15 protein-coding genes are annotated in these 14,791 nt (G+C 48.1%); 8 read left to right on the forward strand and 7 right to left on the reverse strand.

All coding sequences use genetic code 11. The features are described from left to right. Window positions 1-19 precede the first annotated feature (19 nt). From cbiQ to LAJLEIBI_RS13825, 5 genes are all read right to left on the reverse strand, one after another. The gene (gene cbiQ / locus LAJLEIBI_RS13805; protein WP_006442730.1) at window positions 20-823 is read right to left on the reverse strand and encodes a cobalt ECF transporter T component CbiQ; all 804 of its coding nucleotides are present in this window, start codon (window positions 821-823) and stop codon (window positions 20-22) included. Then, entirely contained in the window at window positions 807-1,823 is a 1,017-nt protein-coding gene (locus LAJLEIBI_RS13810) for an energy-coupling factor ABC transporter permease (RefSeq protein ID WP_040434896.1), read from the reverse strand. Before LAJLEIBI_RS13810 ends, cbiQ begins: the two co-directional genes overlap by 17 nt. Window positions 1,824-2,095: 272 nt before the next feature. Then, a complete protein-coding gene (locus LAJLEIBI_RS13815; RefSeq protein WP_040435472.1) occupies window positions 2,096-2,494 on the reverse strand; it encodes a DUF3842 family protein in 399 nt (132 codons plus the stop codon). 138 nt (window positions 2,495-2,632) lie between these two features. Next, entirely contained in the window at window positions 2,633-3,772 is a 1,140-nt protein-coding gene (locus LAJLEIBI_RS13820; RefSeq protein ID WP_040434897.1) for an aldo/keto reductase, read from the reverse strand. A 127-nt stretch (window positions 3,773-3,899) separates the two neighbouring features. Continuing rightward, window positions 3,900-4,160 (reverse strand): tetratricopeptide repeat protein, encoded by a 261-nt coding sequence (locus LAJLEIBI_RS13825; RefSeq protein ID WP_149301925.1) that lies wholly within the window; start codon window positions 4,158-4,160, stop codon window positions 3,900-3,902. A 266-nt stretch (window positions 4,161-4,426) separates the two neighbouring features. Between LAJLEIBI_RS13825 and LAJLEIBI_RS13830 the strand changes: the two genes are divergently transcribed. The 5 genes from LAJLEIBI_RS13830 (at window position 4,427) to LAJLEIBI_RS13850 (ending at window position 10,663) form a co-directional block, all read left to right on the forward strand. Next, complete coding sequence (locus LAJLEIBI_RS13830) at window positions 4,427-5,326, forward strand: FRG domain-containing protein (RefSeq protein WP_006442736.1); 900 nt, start codon at window positions 4,427-4,429, stop codon at window positions 5,324-5,326. A gap of 133 nt (window positions 5,327-5,459) precedes the next feature. After that, on the forward strand, window positions 5,460-6,314 hold the full coding sequence (locus tag LAJLEIBI_RS13835; RefSeq protein WP_006442737.1) for a KilA-N domain-containing protein: 855 nt from the start codon (window positions 5,460-5,462) through the stop codon (window positions 6,312-6,314). 116 nt (window positions 6,315-6,430) lie between these two features. Further along, window positions 6,431-7,741 (forward strand): M18 family aminopeptidase, encoded by a 1,311-nt coding sequence (locus LAJLEIBI_RS13840; RefSeq protein ID WP_006442738.1) that lies wholly within the window; start codon window positions 6,431-6,433, stop codon window positions 7,739-7,741. 60 nt (window positions 7,742-7,801) lie between these two features. Beyond that, the gene (locus tag LAJLEIBI_RS13845) at window positions 7,802-8,836 is read left to right on the forward strand and encodes an ArsR/SmtB family transcription factor (protein ID WP_006442739.1); all 1,035 of its coding nucleotides are present in this window, start codon (window positions 7,802-7,804) and stop codon (window positions 8,834-8,836) included. A gap of 195 nt (window positions 8,837-9,031) precedes the next feature. After that, entirely contained in the window at window positions 9,032-10,663 is a 1,632-nt protein-coding gene (locus LAJLEIBI_RS13850; protein ID WP_006442740.1) for an ABC transporter ATP-binding protein, read from the forward strand. 29 nt (window positions 10,664-10,692) lie between these two features. On the opposite strand, the gene LAJLEIBI_RS13855 is transcribed toward LAJLEIBI_RS13850, so the two are convergent. Both LAJLEIBI_RS13855 and LAJLEIBI_RS13860 read right to left on the reverse strand, forming a co-directional pair. Then, a complete protein-coding gene (locus LAJLEIBI_RS13855; protein ID WP_147570465.1) occupies window positions 10,693-11,736 on the reverse strand; it encodes a sensor histidine kinase in 1,044 nt (347 codons plus the stop codon). Then, entirely contained in the window at window positions 11,724-12,392 is a 669-nt protein-coding gene (locus LAJLEIBI_RS13860; protein ID WP_040434900.1) for a response regulator transcription factor, read from the reverse strand. Before LAJLEIBI_RS13860 ends, LAJLEIBI_RS13855 begins: the two co-directional genes overlap by 13 nt. Before the next feature lie 167 nt (window positions 12,393-12,559). Between LAJLEIBI_RS13860 and LAJLEIBI_RS13865 the strand changes: the two genes are divergently transcribed. Genes LAJLEIBI_RS13865 through LAJLEIBI_RS18120 form a run of 3 tightly spaced genes read left to right on the forward strand, consistent with a single transcriptional unit; the run spans window position 12,560 to window position 14,782 of the window. Continuing rightward, window positions 12,560-13,936, forward strand: a complete 1,377-nt coding sequence (locus tag LAJLEIBI_RS13865) for an ABC transporter permease (RefSeq protein ID WP_006442743.1) — start codon at window positions 12,560-12,562, stop codon at window positions 13,934-13,936. Between the two features lie 16 nt (window positions 13,937-13,952). Then, on the forward strand, window positions 13,953-14,639 hold the full coding sequence (locus LAJLEIBI_RS13870) for an ABC transporter ATP-binding protein (RefSeq protein WP_006442744.1): 687 nt from the start codon (window positions 13,953-13,955) through the stop codon (window positions 14,637-14,639). Then, the gene (locus LAJLEIBI_RS18120; protein WP_006442745.1) at window positions 14,636-14,782 is read left to right on the forward strand and encodes a CD1871A family CXXC motif-containing protein; all 147 of its coding nucleotides are present in this window, start codon (window positions 14,636-14,638) and stop codon (window positions 14,780-14,782) included. The genes LAJLEIBI_RS13870 and LAJLEIBI_RS18120 overlap by 4 nt, the downstream gene beginning before the upstream one ends. Window positions 14,783-14,791 lie beyond the last annotated feature (9 nt).

Genomic DNA, 14,791 nt, shown 5'->3' on the forward strand with positions numbered 1-14,791 from the left:
ACGCGATCCCTCTTTTCTGTCACATCCCAATCATCCTGCCTGCCGTCTCAAACAATGGAAATACGCGAAGCACTGACAGTACAGCACACCAGAACAGTGCATATTGTATGCTCCCGCGGTGCTTCCCTTCCATGCCGCTTAACCGGTACTCACCTGTAAATCCTCTCAGCGTCATGCTCTCATACACGAGTTCCGCACGGTCCATGCTCCGCAGAAGCATCTGACCCGCAAGTGTCCCCCAGACTTTGAAACGGATACCTTTTTCCCCCGGCGCTCTCAGAGAATACGCCTGGGTGACCCGCTCCGCCTCTTTCAGCATGAGCATGACGTAACGGTAGATGAGCATGATAAGCGTGACGAGTATCTTCGGCACATGCAGCATACGCAGGGCGCAGCAGATCTTTTCTATTGACGTGGCCGCGGCCAGAAGGTAGGACGCAGACACACAGAACATTGCTTTCAGCACAAGCGTCAGCATGGAGACCACTCCGCCCGTCACCGGTATCCTTCCTATATAGAACAGCACGGCGCGGTCGAAAAACGGATTTGCGATACCGACCATGCACACGACAAGCAGTATGTACTTCAGTTGTCCGGCAGCCCGCTTAAAAGACAGATCACCGAGAATGATAAGAATGACCGGGTAGAGGCACATGCCGGCCAGTCCTGACAGGTTGTATTTGCCAAAGGACACGACCAGAACCATATACCATACCGTCACTATGACCTTTGCAAGGGGGTGAATGCGGCAAAGCCATGTATCACGCTCCGCCGACTCGTCCAGATAATGTATCCCGCGAATTGCCTCATCGATCCTGCTCATGCTTCTCTTTCTTTCTGAAAAACCGGAATGCATAGCAGGAAAGCACGCAGACGAGTATGACGGCGGCCCCGCCCGCAATGCCTGCCACCGATGTCCCGGCCGCCGACTCACTGTGGCGGAACATATAGTCCGGAAGCAGGGCCGTTGCACTCTGTATCCTTTCCGCCAGAACGTGCGCCTGCCCGGAAGCCGCGATCTCCGCAGATCCTGTGATTCTCTCAATCGACCATTCCAGCCCGTCCGGATATGCGGACGCAAGCAGCGAGATGCCGCCTGCGGTCACAGCTGCAGCCGCAGCGAGTACGAGCATCGTCTTTTTATAGCTGAGCTTTCCTTCCCGAATCGGACCCGGACCCGCCTCACCGGTCCAGATGAGCTCTGGTCTCGCCTCATATACAAAGAGAAGCACCGCCGCCGTGATGGCGCCCTCCACAAGCCCGATGGCGAGGTGTATCGGCTGCATAGCCGCGGCAAACACACCGAATGGCAGTTCCGTCACACCGGAAGCCAATGTCTCAAGCGTCACTGAGAATGCGCCGAGCTGCAATGTCAGAACACAGGCCGCAATAGAAGCGAACATGATCTTTCCCCGGCTCACTCCTCTCTTCATCATCTGCTTCCATATGAGGAAGCCTCCTATGAAACAGCCGTAGAACGCCATGTTCCATATGTTGCATCCAAGCGCCAGAAGCCCGCCGTCCGCAAACATAAGGCACTGGATGAGCAGAACTCCTATCATCGTCAGAAATCCCGCATAAGGCCCGAGTATGGCGGTCAAAAGCACTCCTCCGCACAGATGTCCGGAGGAACCCGTCCCCGGAATGGTAAAGTTGATCATCTGGGCGGCAAATACAAAAGCCCCCATCACCCCCATCGCCGGTATCTTTCCCGGTTCATCTTCCATCCTTACCTTTTTGAGCGAACCGCCTGCCGCGGCCGCCGAACAGGCGTACATCGTCCCCGCCACCGCCGGTGTTATAAGCGCGTCTGCCATATGCATAATACAAATCCTCCTTGTGAACAGAGATTCCTTTTGAATCTCCTTTATCATAAAAATGCCATGAAAACATAAGCCTCCTTGGGAAGCCTCACACCTTCATGGCATTTCATTTCTTATTATTTTCCTTCATTTTTACTGAACCGGCCTTCACTGAACCGACCTTCACTGAATCGGCCTTCACTGAACGTGCCGGCATATACAGCCGGAAAAGATATGCGGCGTCCGGCCTGGCCGGACACAGAGGACACTTGGCGCCCTCTTTTTATGCCGTTTTACCCGATCATCCCGACCGCATCATCCACGAGCTCACTGAGCGTGTGGTCCCCGACGCCTGCCACATAAAATCCGCACGAATTTACCGGGATCAGCAGCTTCCTGGCGCCGCTTCCCGCCACTGCCCGGGCCATCACCGCCGTGACTTCCCCGAGAAGCGCATCCGCCGCCATTATACCGATAGGCCCTACGATATAATCCGCCTTTCTGGCATTCACCACTACCGGATTCTCTCCTGTGGCTGCCTTATCGGCCCCGGCTTTCAGCATGGCAGAGGTAGCCGCGCTGTTGGTTCCCACCGCGATGATCTCGGCCTGCGCTCTCCCCTGTCTTTTCCATCTCTCTATGAACAGGCTGCCTACGCGGCCTCCCTGTCCGTCTATGACTACTATGACCATCCCTTTGCTGTTCTCCATGTCTTTTCACCCTTATGTATATTTACCGGGCGCTCCGGGCCCGACAAGATATTTCTTTGAGTATACTAAAGTTCAGGTATAAATGTCAATTTATTACACCCTTTCGGAACGCTTCATCTGTTATAAGCCTGCGGGCGCGTCGAGCCTTCTGACAAAATCACTCATGGCCCCGGCGATCTCAAGCTGCTGAGGACAGACTGCCTCACAGCTTTTGCATCCGATACATGCGGACGGGCGTTTCTCTTCCGGGATGGCATCCACCGCCATATGTGTGATCAGTCCATTCACGAATCGTGTCTCATTGTAGAGTGACAAAAGGGTCGGGATATCAAGCCCCTTCGGACAGTGTGCCACGCAGTAGCGGCAGGCCGTACACGGCAGAATATCAAGCATGCTGTCCGTCACTTCCATAAGCGCCTTCATCTCTTCTTCGCTCAGAGGTTTCTCCTCGGCACAGGTGGCAATATTTTCTTTGAGCTGCGTCATATCGGACATGCCGGAAAGAATCATCGTCACGCCGGGAACAGACTGCAGAAACCGGAATGCCCACGCCGGGATCCCTTCCTTCGGGCGAAGTCCGCGCAGCATGTCGCTGTTCTCCTTTGAGAGCTCTGCCAGCTTCCCGCCCCGGAGAGGCTCCATCACCCAGATCGGAATATGATACTCATTCAGAAGTTCTACTTTTGCTTTTGCATCCTGTAACTTCCAATCGAGATAATTGAGCTGTATCTGACAGAATTCCATCTTGCCGCCATATGCGTCCAGAAAACGTTTCATCGTATCGTACCGCCCGTGGGCTGAGAAACCGAGGTGCCTGATCCTTCCCGCTTCCTTCTGCTTTGACAGATACTCCATTATACCGTACTTTTCGTCCAAATACGGGTCTATATTCTTCTCATATACATTGTGGAACAGGTAAAAGTCAAAATAGTCCACACCGCATTTTTCAAGCTGTTCCTCAAATATCTCCTCCACCTTATCCATATTGGACAGGTCATATCCCGGGAACTTCGTCGCCAGATAGTAACTGTCACGCGGATATCTGGAAAGGAGCTTTCCCGTCACCCTCTCCGACTCGCCGTCATGGTAACCGTAGGCCGTGTCAAAATAATTGATCCCATGGTCGATGGCATACGCAAACATTTCGGCCGCCCGCTCTTCATCTATCGGCGCATCCGGACCGTCTCCCCTGAGAGGAAGACGCATCGTTCCAAGTCCGAGAACCGAGAGTTTTAAATCGTGAAACTCTTTATATATCATATCTATTTCCTCCTTCATTTCCTTGCTGCATACTAAGCATACTCCCTGGAGCGGGCTCTAAGTCAACATATTTTTACTATTTTTTTCTTCATCCTTCAGCATTTGATTCATTGAACGTTCATCTTTTTCATAGCCTACTAGTCTTTGAATCAGTGAGACTTAATGCCACTCTACCAGTTTTTAAAAGAGTTCTTTCATCCTCTTCTAATATTTCTATAGCCTTGTTAAGCAATTCAATTGCAGGATTATAGTCATTGGAAGAACCTTCAACTAATAAACGCGCCAAATGATTATAATAGTGTGGATTACGAGGATAAATCTCAATTAACTTTTCAAACAGTTTCTTTTTCTTAATAGTCTCAGGAATTTCCTCTGTCCATTTTGCCAAATGGGTATCCATAATATGTTATAGTAATATTTATAAGCTTATGGTAACATGAAAGAAATTTATAAATGGCGCTCATGAACAATGACCGGAAGGAAATTTATATTTTTTGATCGAGCGACAAATCGGAATTGACCGAGCAGAGCGAGGGAGGCTTCTTGAACGATAGTTCAAGAAGATGGCGTTGAAAGCAAATTATAAAATTGGTATTTGTAGGAAATGGTAAATTCTTATTTCATTACAATCTGAAGAAAAGGAAGTGTAGTAAAATGATGGAAACTTATGTTGCTCAAAGCCTTAATGAATATATTGAGCTTATAGCAAAGATAGGTAGTAACGGTACAGAAAAATGGTATAGGGGGCAAAGTAATTGCGAATACCGACTCACTCCATCAGCACTCCGCAAAGTATTTGCAATCGAAGATCAAAGAGGATACAAATTAAATCAACCTATTTTAGATGATACATGTAGTGGTTCTAATAATGTGGTAGCATTTTTGCCAGTAGATCGAATGGTTACTGAATTTAGTGAAAAAGCTAAGGATTGTTTAGAATATGATGTTAGTACAAGAATTGAGTGGGAGTGTATAGCACAGCACTATGGTATTCCTACAAGGATTTTAGACTGGACAACAAATGCTATCAATGCCCTGTTTTTTGCAGTTGGAGATTGTTCAATAGGACAAACGAAGGAAGATGATATTAGACATTTTTTTGATTCACAAGGCTTTGGAAGTGGTGGTGGTGCAGTTTTTGTGATAGATCCATTAGAAATCAATAAGAAAACAGTTCCTATACCGGATTTTGATAAGAACCCTATAGTTTTTGATTCAATCAAACATGCAAAAATACTTGAGGAATGTTTACATAATATGATACCTCCAGTGTGTTTTTCTGGATTTAATAAAGAAAAAAGAATTTCAAGACAAGCAGGGAAATTTACAACAACTGGAACTCTAGTGTGGCCAATGGATTTTTACACTGAACTTCAAAAACGAATAATAAAAATATATATTCCATATAGCGCTTACGAATCACTTCGTCAACAATTATGTGCATTAGGAATAACACACGATACAATTTATGTAGAAGATGATGAGAAAGATGTAATAGCAAAAGCGATTGCTCAAGAAACAAGAAATAAGTTTTTAAAAGCTATGCTTAAGTAAAAAATCGAATAAAAAAAACAACTTGACAACTTCCGGTTTGTCAAACTGAAAAAAGAATAAGAATTGTATCAAAAAATATGGTGCGATACGAGAATTACATTTGAAAATAATAAAGAAAAGGGAGATATGTAAAATGGCAAAAAACAGAATAATTACAGTTCAAAATATATCTATTGCTGTTTCGGCAGAAGAATTGGATGATTATATCTGTATTACCAATATTGCAGGGGCTAAATCAGATCAATCAAGAGCGGCAGACATTATTAGAAACTGGTTAAGAAATCGGGCAACATTAGAATATCTTTCGGTATGGGAACAATTATATAATCCTAATTTTAAAGTGTTCGAATCTGAACACTTTAAAAAGCAAGCGGGATTACTTACATTCACACCCAGTATATCCGAATGGGTAGAGCAGACCAGAGCAATTGGATTATATGTAAAACGCGGCAAATATGGTGGAACTTATGCCCATAAAGATATTGCATTTGAGTTTGCCTCTGCAATAAGCCCCACATTTAAGCTATATCTAATCAAAGAATTTCAAAGATTAAAAGAGGAAGAAAATGATAAAAAACAGATTGAATGGAACGCGAAAAGGTTTTTATCTAAGAATAATTATCTGATCCAGACTGATGCTGTAAAAAATTACTTAATTCCACAAAATACTTACAGTGAGAATTTGGAATGGCTGGCTTATGCTGAGGAGGCAGATATTTTGAATGTGGCGCTCTTTGGTTTTACAGCAAAGGCGTGGCGAGATGCAAATCCTGAACTGGCTGGTAAGAACAATGTCAGGGATTATGCCACCGTAAATGAATTAACTGTTTTATCAAATTTAGAAACACATAATGCACATATGATACGGGAAGGTAAAGATAAAAAGGAACGGTTTAATACATTAAAAGAAATAGCGGAATATCAACTTGGGATTTTAAATACAGCAGAATATATAAAAACAGATGATAAAAATAAAAGTATTACCTGATGGTATTTCTAGCGGAGGTGCTAATAATAACTTCCAGATAAAATGAATAAAGTTTTCGCTAAGAACGGGAAACGAAAACAGAAAGCCTAATCAAAATTTATGAAGGAGGAACCAAAATGGAAACCGATATAACACAAGAACTATTTACCTTTATAGAACGCAGCCCAAGTCCCTATCACACCGTCGGCACTGCGGCGGAAATGCTCACGGCAAAAGGGTATGAACGGCTGGAAGAACAATGTACATGGGAGCTGAAAAAGGGCGGGCGCTATTTTGTCACAAGGAATCTGTCCTCGATCATTGCCTTTCGGATACCGGAAGAAGCGTGCGGCGGCTTTCACATCATGGCCAGCCACGGAGACTCTCCTTCCTTTAAGATCAAAGAACACCCAGAGACTGTTTCCGACGGGAAATATGTACGGCTAAACGTGGAAAAATACGGCGGCATGATCATGGCCTCCTGGCTGGACCGGCCGCTGTCTGCGGCAGGCCGTCTCCTCGTGCGAAACGGCAGCGCCGTCACGACCCGCCTTGTCAACGCGGACCGGGACCTGCTTCTCATACCGAATCTTGCCATCCATATGAACCGTGAGGTGAATGAAGGTTATAAATATAACCCGCAGAAGGATATGCTGCCACTGTACGGTGAGTTCACCGCGAAGGGTACCTTTATGCAGCTTATGGCGGAGGCGGCCGGCGTCAGCGGGGACGATATACTCGGCAGCGATCTGTTCCTGTACAACCGGATGCCGGGCACTGTCTGGGGGGCGGACGACGCATTTATATCAAGCGCAAGGCTTGATGACCTGCAATGTGCGTTCGCCTCACTGAAAGGATTTCTCACTTCTTATGACTCCTCATGCATCCCGGTCCTGTGTATACTCGATAACGAAGAGGTGGGCAGTACGAGCAAGCAGGGGGCGGCCTCGACATTTTTAAGAGATACGCTGCGGCGCATCTGCACCGCGTCCGGCAAAAGCGAAGAACGTTATCATACGATGCTTGCCTCCAGCTTTATGGTGTCGGCCGACAACGCCCACGCCGTGCACCCGAACCAGCCGGACAAAACAGACGAGACGAACCGCCCTTATATGAACGGAGGCATTGTCATAAAATACAGCGCTAACCAGAAATATACGACGGACGCCGTATCTGCTTCCATATTTAAGATGATATGTGAGAAGGCGGACGTTCCTTACCAGTCATTTCTGAACCGCTCCGACATGGCCGGCGGATCTACCCTCGGCAGCATCGCCAACACACAGACAGCCATGAATACGGCAGACATTGGGCTTGCACAGCTTGCCATGCACTCTCCATACGAGACAGCCGGCGCCAGAGATACCGAATACCTGGTGCGGGCGTCCAGAACCTTTTATGAGAGTGCTGTGACATGTCTCGGGGACGGCAGCTACCGCGTTTCCTGACCGTGTTCTCAGACGGCCCCTGATACGCTTTGACTATATAAAATTGGATGGTGAAGTCTTATGAATATTACAATAAAGAATGAACTCGACCCGCTGTTTGAGATCTTTTCTCTTCTTTTGCTCTGCCACACGCAGAACTGGAAGGAGGAACTAGTCTCTCAGCTGGATGACTATGGTGTCAACGGCAGAGCTTTTTTTGAAGAAGAGCTGAACGTCTTTGAAAAATATGTGGACACATTCCAGAAATATAGAATAACCGGACGTGAGGAGACCGCTTTATTTGAACATGTTTCTTATGACACCTCTCTTCTCATCCTTGCACTGGCAGTCGAGAAGCGCTCCTGCCTTGAACATCCTGAAAACCTGGAGCTTCAGGAGCTGCGCAGCCTTCTGGCTTATTTTATAACAGATACCGGCGAACATACCCGGCTTCCTGAAACAGCGGAACTTCCGAACCTGCCGGACGAAAATGCTCTGCTTGACTTTATGGATACTGCAGATGTAAAAGACGAGGAGAAATGGTTTGTACTGAATCTCCTGAGAAAAGCCGACTATTGGCTTTCCTGCCTGTTTGAGACTGTAAATGCCAATAAAAAAGCATATGATAAGGCACTGGAAGCCGTGGAAAAGCCGCTCCTTCGCCTGATCGAACAGTCCTCTTCCTGCAGTGACCCGGAATTTCTCAAGATCGCCGGGACTTGCGCGGATGCTCCTCTGCTTCGGCCTACGCTTGCTATGCCGCTCATTCAGATCGTTCTCTACAAGTCCGGTTATTTTGGTCTTTTTACTGAAGCGCTTGCCGCAAACGAGGCATCCTGCCGGCAGTCAAAAGATGCTGTGCTCCGGCAGCTCAAGGCCCTCGGGGATAAAAGCAAGCTGGATATCCTCTGCGCCCTGAAAGACGATCACATGTATAACCTGAAGCTGTCGGAACACCTCGGACTTTCTCCGTCCACCGTGTCCCATCATATGAACGTGCTGCTCGGCTCCGGTTTCATTACTGTAGAGAAAAAAGAGGGCAAAGTCTACTACTGCCTGCACAGGGAGCATATTTCCCAGTTCATATCCGCCCTGGAACATATGCTCATATCATGATACATGTAAAACCGGTGTTCCGGCATTTCTAACCGTCCATAAACGTCCGATAACGACATACCTTTAAAGAGACTGCACAGCGCGCAGTCTCTTTTTGTTTCCATAAAATTAATTTGACTTACATCGAATTCTATGATATTTTATATTCATAAAACACATTCGATTTATATAGAATTATAATAGGAGGATATCATCATGAAATTATACGATAAAAAAGGACGCCTGCTCCTCGCCTGCACATTGTTTCTCGGCGGAATATCGGCTGTCCTTTCAGCTTTTATCTCAATTCTTCTTCAGAGGATCATTGATGCCGCAGTGAACAGCGATATGGCCGCCTTTTCCAGCCTCTTCTTCACAACGCTTATATATCTCGGTGTACTCGGCGCTATGGGCTTTCTGGAAGCTTACTGCGGTAAACTTATAATCCGAAGTATCACAAGATCGTTGAGGGATCATATTTTCAGCGGCGTGATGAGCCGTACTCCCGGCTGTTTTTCTTCCCGTAATACCGCGGATTATCTCTCAGCGCTTGTCAACGACGTCAAGCTTGTGGAAGAAAATCACCTCATACCGTTTCTTCTCTGTGCACAGATGGGTGTCCTGTTTCTCACAACGCTTGGCATACTGCTCTATTTAAGCCCTCTTGTCACCGCGGTACTATTTCTCTTTCTCGTACTCATGTTCACAGTTCCCGCACTGCTTGGGAAAAAGATGCAGAGAAGACAGGATGCCTGCTCGGAAAAACTGGCTGACTTCACTGCCAGGGCCAAGGACTTTCTTAACGGTTACGAAGTGATACGCGCTTATTCGATGCGCCCTTACATATTAAAAAAATTCACCCGCATCAACCAGGACACAGCGGAGAAAAAACTGCATGCCGACACGCTTCTTGCCGTCAACGAATCCTTCTCCGATGTACTGTCTGCGGTCAGTATACTTGTCATCGTGTTCGTGTCTTCTTATCTCTTGATGAAAGGACAGATAACGGCCGGAACGCTTCTCGCTCTCATACAGCTGAGCGGCACATTTGTCACACCCGTCGTGATGCTCATGCAGAACATACCTAAAATAACCGGTATCAGGCCGGTGCTTGAGCATCTGGAAGAATTCTCCCTCACTTACCAAGAAGCGGCAGAGGAAGAAGACCTTCCCGCTCCTGCCGGATTAAAAAAAGGTATCACCTGTTCAAATGTAACCTTTGGCTACACGCCGGAACAGCCGGTACTAAAAGATATCAGTTTTACCGTCACTCCGGGTATGAAATGTGCCCTGCTCGGAGAGAGCGGCGGCGGGAAGACGACGCTGATCAGGCTGTTGACCGGTTATTACACTGATTTTGAAGGGGATATATGCTACGACGGAGTGTCGGTAAAAGACCTGTCCCCGGACAGACTGAACCGTCTGGCTGCCGTGATCCATCAGAATATATTCCTCTTTGACACAGATATCTGCGAAAACATCTGTCTCGGCAGTACCTTCTCAAAGGACAGGCTGGATCACGCCGTTAAAGCCAGCGGAATATGGCAGTTCCTGCCGTCCCTTGACAACGGGCTTCACACAAGAACAGGGGAAGACGGCCGGAATCTCTCCGGCGGCCAGCGTCAGCGCATCGCTGTAGCCAGAGCCCTCATCCGTTCCACGCCTGTGATCATCCTCGACGAAGGGACTTCTGCCATAGACAGGGAAACCGCTCATGAAATAGAAGCCGGCCTGCTTGCACAGAAAGAACTCACTGTCATAACAATTACACATCATATGGATGAATCCCTCCTGGACTGTTACGACAAAGTATACTGCTTAAAAGACGGCAGGCTTTCCATTGCCTGAAAAACCGGGAAAGCATAAAAAGCAAAAGATCAGGCTGAGGGAAATGCCAAAACAAACTCACTGCCCTGCCCCGCTCTGCTGGTCACACGGACGAAACCGTCGCACAAATTGCAGACATGCCGGACAAGACTCAATCCAATTCCATAGCCGTTCTTGTTCAACTCCCTGATCTGGTATCCGTGTTCAAATACCAGTTCCGCTTCCTCTTCACTCATTCCCATACCATGGTCCCGGATGCGGAGCAGTACGCTGTTATGCTGCTGCTCCAAAGTTACCTCGATCAAGCTCCCGTCACCGTATTTGACGGCATTATCCAGCAAATTGTCAACCGCCCGGCGCAGCCACTGTTCTTTGCCTAGAATTTCATAGGAAGCATCTTCATCGAAGCAAAAGCTGAGGTTGGAATAAACGCTTCGGTAAGTATCACATTCTTCCGCCGCGATCAGCGCCAGGTCCACCATTTCACGGCTGGCATCCCGGTGCGCGGATATGGTCAGTATATCATCTACAGACTGAGCAAGCTTCTCGATATCCCGGATGAGCAGGGGATCGGAGGTCTCATTGAGCCGCGCTTTTATGAGCATGATCAGATTTTTCTGCCCATGGGCAATGAAGGAATGCAGACGCTGCTGGTCTTTCTCATATGAAGAAAGCCGCGTATGGATGTTCTGATATTCCTCCTTCAGATCCATTTCCCGGATGCGCTCAGGCTCTGATTCAGACAACTCCCTTAAGTCACTGGCAATGATCCTGTTATGCCTGCGTTCCAGCACGCGTATGCAAAACAGCAGCCCACAGGAAAACAAAAGGACCAGCAGACAAACGCCTGCGATCAACAAAGGCAAATAGCGGAAGAAGGCAGAGCGGAAATAATCGTGCAGCTCTGTTGAAGTGATAGAACTGTCCAGGACGATCTGACCGCTTTGCGGGGCGTAGAACAGTGTCTCCGGCAGCCCGCTAATATCCGCGCCTGAATTGCGCACAAAGAGATAAAAGCATGCGATAATGCTCAGGCTCAGCAGAATGGTATATCCGGCGATCATAAACCAGGTTTGCTTTTTTATTCCAGACAAAGATAATACCCCTTTCCTTTTTCATTGCGCAGAATTGACGTGTCTCCCATTTTAAGTTTTTTCTTTATGTTGGCCATATGGACCCGTATGACCCCGGAAAACGGATCAAAATTCTCGTCGTATACATGCTCTGCCAGCTCCTCGTTGGAAACAATGCGTGGATAACAGCTTGCAAGGTATTCTAAAATATCAAATTCCTTAGCGGAGAGAGGTACTTCCCGTCCATCCAGTGTAACCCGCCGGGTGGCCGGATCCAAAGACAATTCTTCGATGAGAATGACGGGATTCGCCCGCCCCCGGAACCGCCGGATCACTGCCTGGATACGGGCATCCAGCTCTGTGAACTCAAAGGGCTTTGTGATATAGTCGTCACTGCCAAGCTGCAGGCCTTTTACCCGTTGTTCCAGTTCGCCCCGTGCGGTCACAATGAACACAGGCGCCGAAATCCCCTGACTCCGCCAGTTCTCCAGCAGTTCAAAGCCATCTCTGTCCGGCAGATTCAGATCCAGCAAAATCACATCGTAATCATTATCTGAAGCCTTCAGATCTCCACTTTCTCCGTCATAGGCCACATCACACACATATCCGAAACCGGACAATTTCCCCTTCATCAGATCTGCCAGTTCGGTATTGTCCTCAATTATCAATAAACGCACTCTGATCACCTGCCGTTCTAAATTTTTATCTATATAGTATACCACAGGCGGTACATGTACAAAACAAAAATATAATTTCAGTAAATTTTACATTCCTGTCTTGCCGCAGAATTAACATTGCCTGTGCTATACTGAGAAAAATCCTGAAAGAAAAGAGAGAACACTTTATGTATATTTTAAAAAACGCGTTTCAAAATCTGTACCGGAATGCAGGGCGGAATCTGCTGACGGCAGGTATATTTCTGCTGGTCATCACCATGAGCTGCGTGGCTCTCGTAATCTACAACGATGCAGACGCCATCGCAAAGCAGTACAGGGAACGGCTGAGCACCGAAGTGCTGCTGAACGTAGATGAGAAAAAAGTCAGCGAGGCATGGGAAAAGGATGAAACATTCAGAAAACCTGAACTCACCGATGAACTGATCCAAAAAATGGCCGCCTCCAAATATCTGAAAAAAGCCATGTACAGCACCCAGATGGAAGCTGTCGCAGACAATCTGAAATACACCACGCCGACCGACTATCAGGATATGGAGATACAGCGGGCAGGCGAAGATCCTGCAAAGACCCGCATCCCCCAGTACACACTCAGCGGATATGAAGATGTGAGCCAGGCAGAACCGTTCCGGAACGGACAGGCAAAGCTTGCAGAAGGAGGAACTTTCCCTGCAGCGGATAATGAATGCCTTGTCTCTGATACACTGGCAGAGTTAAACGGCCTGAAACCCGGTGATACTTTCCCGGCAAAAAGTATCTATTACACTGACAAACAGGGCGGTCCTCTGGAAGAGATGACACTTAAAGTCAGCGGCATCTATCACAGGAAATACAGCGAAGGTGAGACGGACAGCGACAATGAAATCTTCACCCGCTATAAACTGCTGACTGACCCGCGCTATACTTATGAGCCCACATTTAATACGGACTTTTACCTGAAAAACCCCCAGGATCTGCACGCCTTTGCCCAGGAGGCATATGCTTCCGGTCTCTCCGAATACTACAGCCTGAGCACGGATACCGTTGCATACGACGCTTTTGTAAGACCCATTGAGCAGATGTGCGTGATCTCCATGATCTTCCTGTGGGTAGTTCTTGCGCTGGGAGCCGCGATCCTGCTTATCCTCTCTTCATTGTTAGTGAGAGAGCGGAAATATGAGATTGGCGTTTTGCGGGCCATGGGCATGAAAAAGAGTAAAGTCGCGGCACAGCTCGTCCTGGAATCTGCGCTCACCATGGCCGTTTGTCTGATCCTCGGCATCGCCCTTGGCAGTCTGCTGGCGCAGCCGGTCACAGATATGCTGCTGGCAGACCAGATGTCCCGGGCTTTGAGCGGGCCGACTCTTGCCGGAGGTATGGGCGGCACATCTTTTGGAGGGCTTGCAACAGATAACAGGCCGGTCACTCATATCAGTGCGGCACTGAATCTCACGGCCATCTCGGAGCTTACAGCGATCGCTTTCATTCTGACAGCGGCCGCAGGGGCGGTCAGCGCAGCCTGCGCGATGAAGTATGAGCCTATGCGCATCCTGCGCCATAGAAATTGACAGGGAGGAATTAAACATGTCTGTTTTATCACTTAAAAACGTGGGATATACCTACGAGAAAACCACAAAACCTGTATTTCAGGGATTAAATGCGGATTTTGAACCGGGAAAGGTCTACTGTATCGTCGGGAAGTCCGGCGCGGGCAAGACTTCCCTTCTCTCCCTTTTAGCCGGACTGGATACCTGTAACGAGGGAACGATCCTGTACGAGGGGGAAGATCTGCGTAAGCTGGACAGAGACCAGTACCGCGCCCGGAAAATAGGCGTTGTATTCCAGAGCTATAACCTTTTGTTAAACAAGACCGCATTGGAAAACATTGAGCTTTCTATGGCCATCAGCGGGGTACGTCATAAAAATAACCGCGCCTTTGCCCTGACTCTGCTGGAAAATGTGGGCATCGATGAGGAGACCGCCAGGCGACGTGTGCTTGGCCTCTCCGGCGGGGAGCAGCAGCGGGTAGGCATTGCCCGAGCCCTGTCCCACGAGCCAAACCTGCTGCTTGCGGATGAACCCAGCGGGAATCTGGACCGTGAGACAGAGCGGGACGTAATGAATATCCTGGCTGATTTAGCCCATGTGCAGAACAAATGTGTGATCATTGTAACTCATTCCCATAAAATCACACGCTGCGCGGATGAAATCTGGGGACTGAATAAAGGCGGCCGTCTGGTTTACATGGGGAAAGGAGGTGAGGCCCGATGACAGAAAGAAGAAGGCAGTACATCGGCATCGCCTGCCTGGTCCTTGGTCTGGCGTTTGTGGGACTCGGGCTGCTCCGGGAGGAGCATTTGACGGTGCTGAAAAAAGCGGCGGCGATCTGCGTGGAATGTATTGGAATAGGTTAGGAGCGACAT

The sequence above is a fragment of the [Clostridium] hylemonae DSM 15053 genome (assembly GCF_008281175.1).
In the GTDB taxonomy this organism is placed as follows: Bacteria; Bacillota; Clostridia; order Lachnospirales; family Lachnospiraceae; genus Extibacter; species Extibacter hylemonae.

Bases quoted from the DNA above. Each gene is read 5' to 3' on its own strand.
- cbiQ (WP_006442730.1), bottom strand. From the start codon at position 823: ATGAGCAGGATCGATGAGGCAATTCGCGGGATACATTATCTGGACGAG.
- LAJLEIBI_RS13810 (WP_040434896.1), bottom strand. From the start codon at position 1,823: ATGCATATGGCAGACGCGCTTATAACACCGGCGGTGGCGGGGACGATG.
- LAJLEIBI_RS13815 (WP_040435472.1), bottom strand. From the start codon at position 2,494: ATGGTCATAGTAGTCATAGACGGACAGGGAGGCCGCGTAGGCAGCCTG.
- LAJLEIBI_RS13820 (WP_040434897.1), bottom strand. From the start codon at position 3,772: ATGATATATAAAGAGTTTCACGATTTAAAACTCTCGGTTCTCGGACTT.
- LAJLEIBI_RS13830 (WP_006442736.1), top strand. From the start codon at position 4,427: ATGATGGAAACTTATGTTGCTCAAAGCCTTAATGAATATATTGAGCTT.
- LAJLEIBI_RS13835 (WP_006442737.1), top strand. From the start codon at position 5,460: ATGGCAAAAAACAGAATAATTACAGTTCAAAATATATCTATTGCTGTT.
- LAJLEIBI_RS13840 (WP_006442738.1), top strand. From the start codon at position 6,431: ATGGAAACCGATATAACACAAGAACTATTTACCTTTATAGAACGCAGC.
- LAJLEIBI_RS13845 (WP_006442739.1), top strand. From the start codon at position 7,802: ATGAATATTACAATAAAGAATGAACTCGACCCGCTGTTTGAGATCTTT.
- LAJLEIBI_RS13850 (WP_006442740.1), top strand. From the start codon at position 9,032: ATGAAATTATACGATAAAAAAGGACGCCTGCTCCTCGCCTGCACATTG.
- LAJLEIBI_RS13865 (WP_006442743.1), top strand. From the start codon at position 12,560: ATGTATATTTTAAAAAACGCGTTTCAAAATCTGTACCGGAATGCAGGG.
- LAJLEIBI_RS13870 (WP_006442744.1), top strand. From the start codon at position 13,953: ATGTCTGTTTTATCACTTAAAAACGTGGGATATACCTACGAGAAAACC.
- LAJLEIBI_RS18120 (WP_006442745.1), top strand. From the start codon at position 14,636: ATGACAGAAAGAAGAAGGCAGTACATCGGCATCGCCTGCCTGGTCCTT.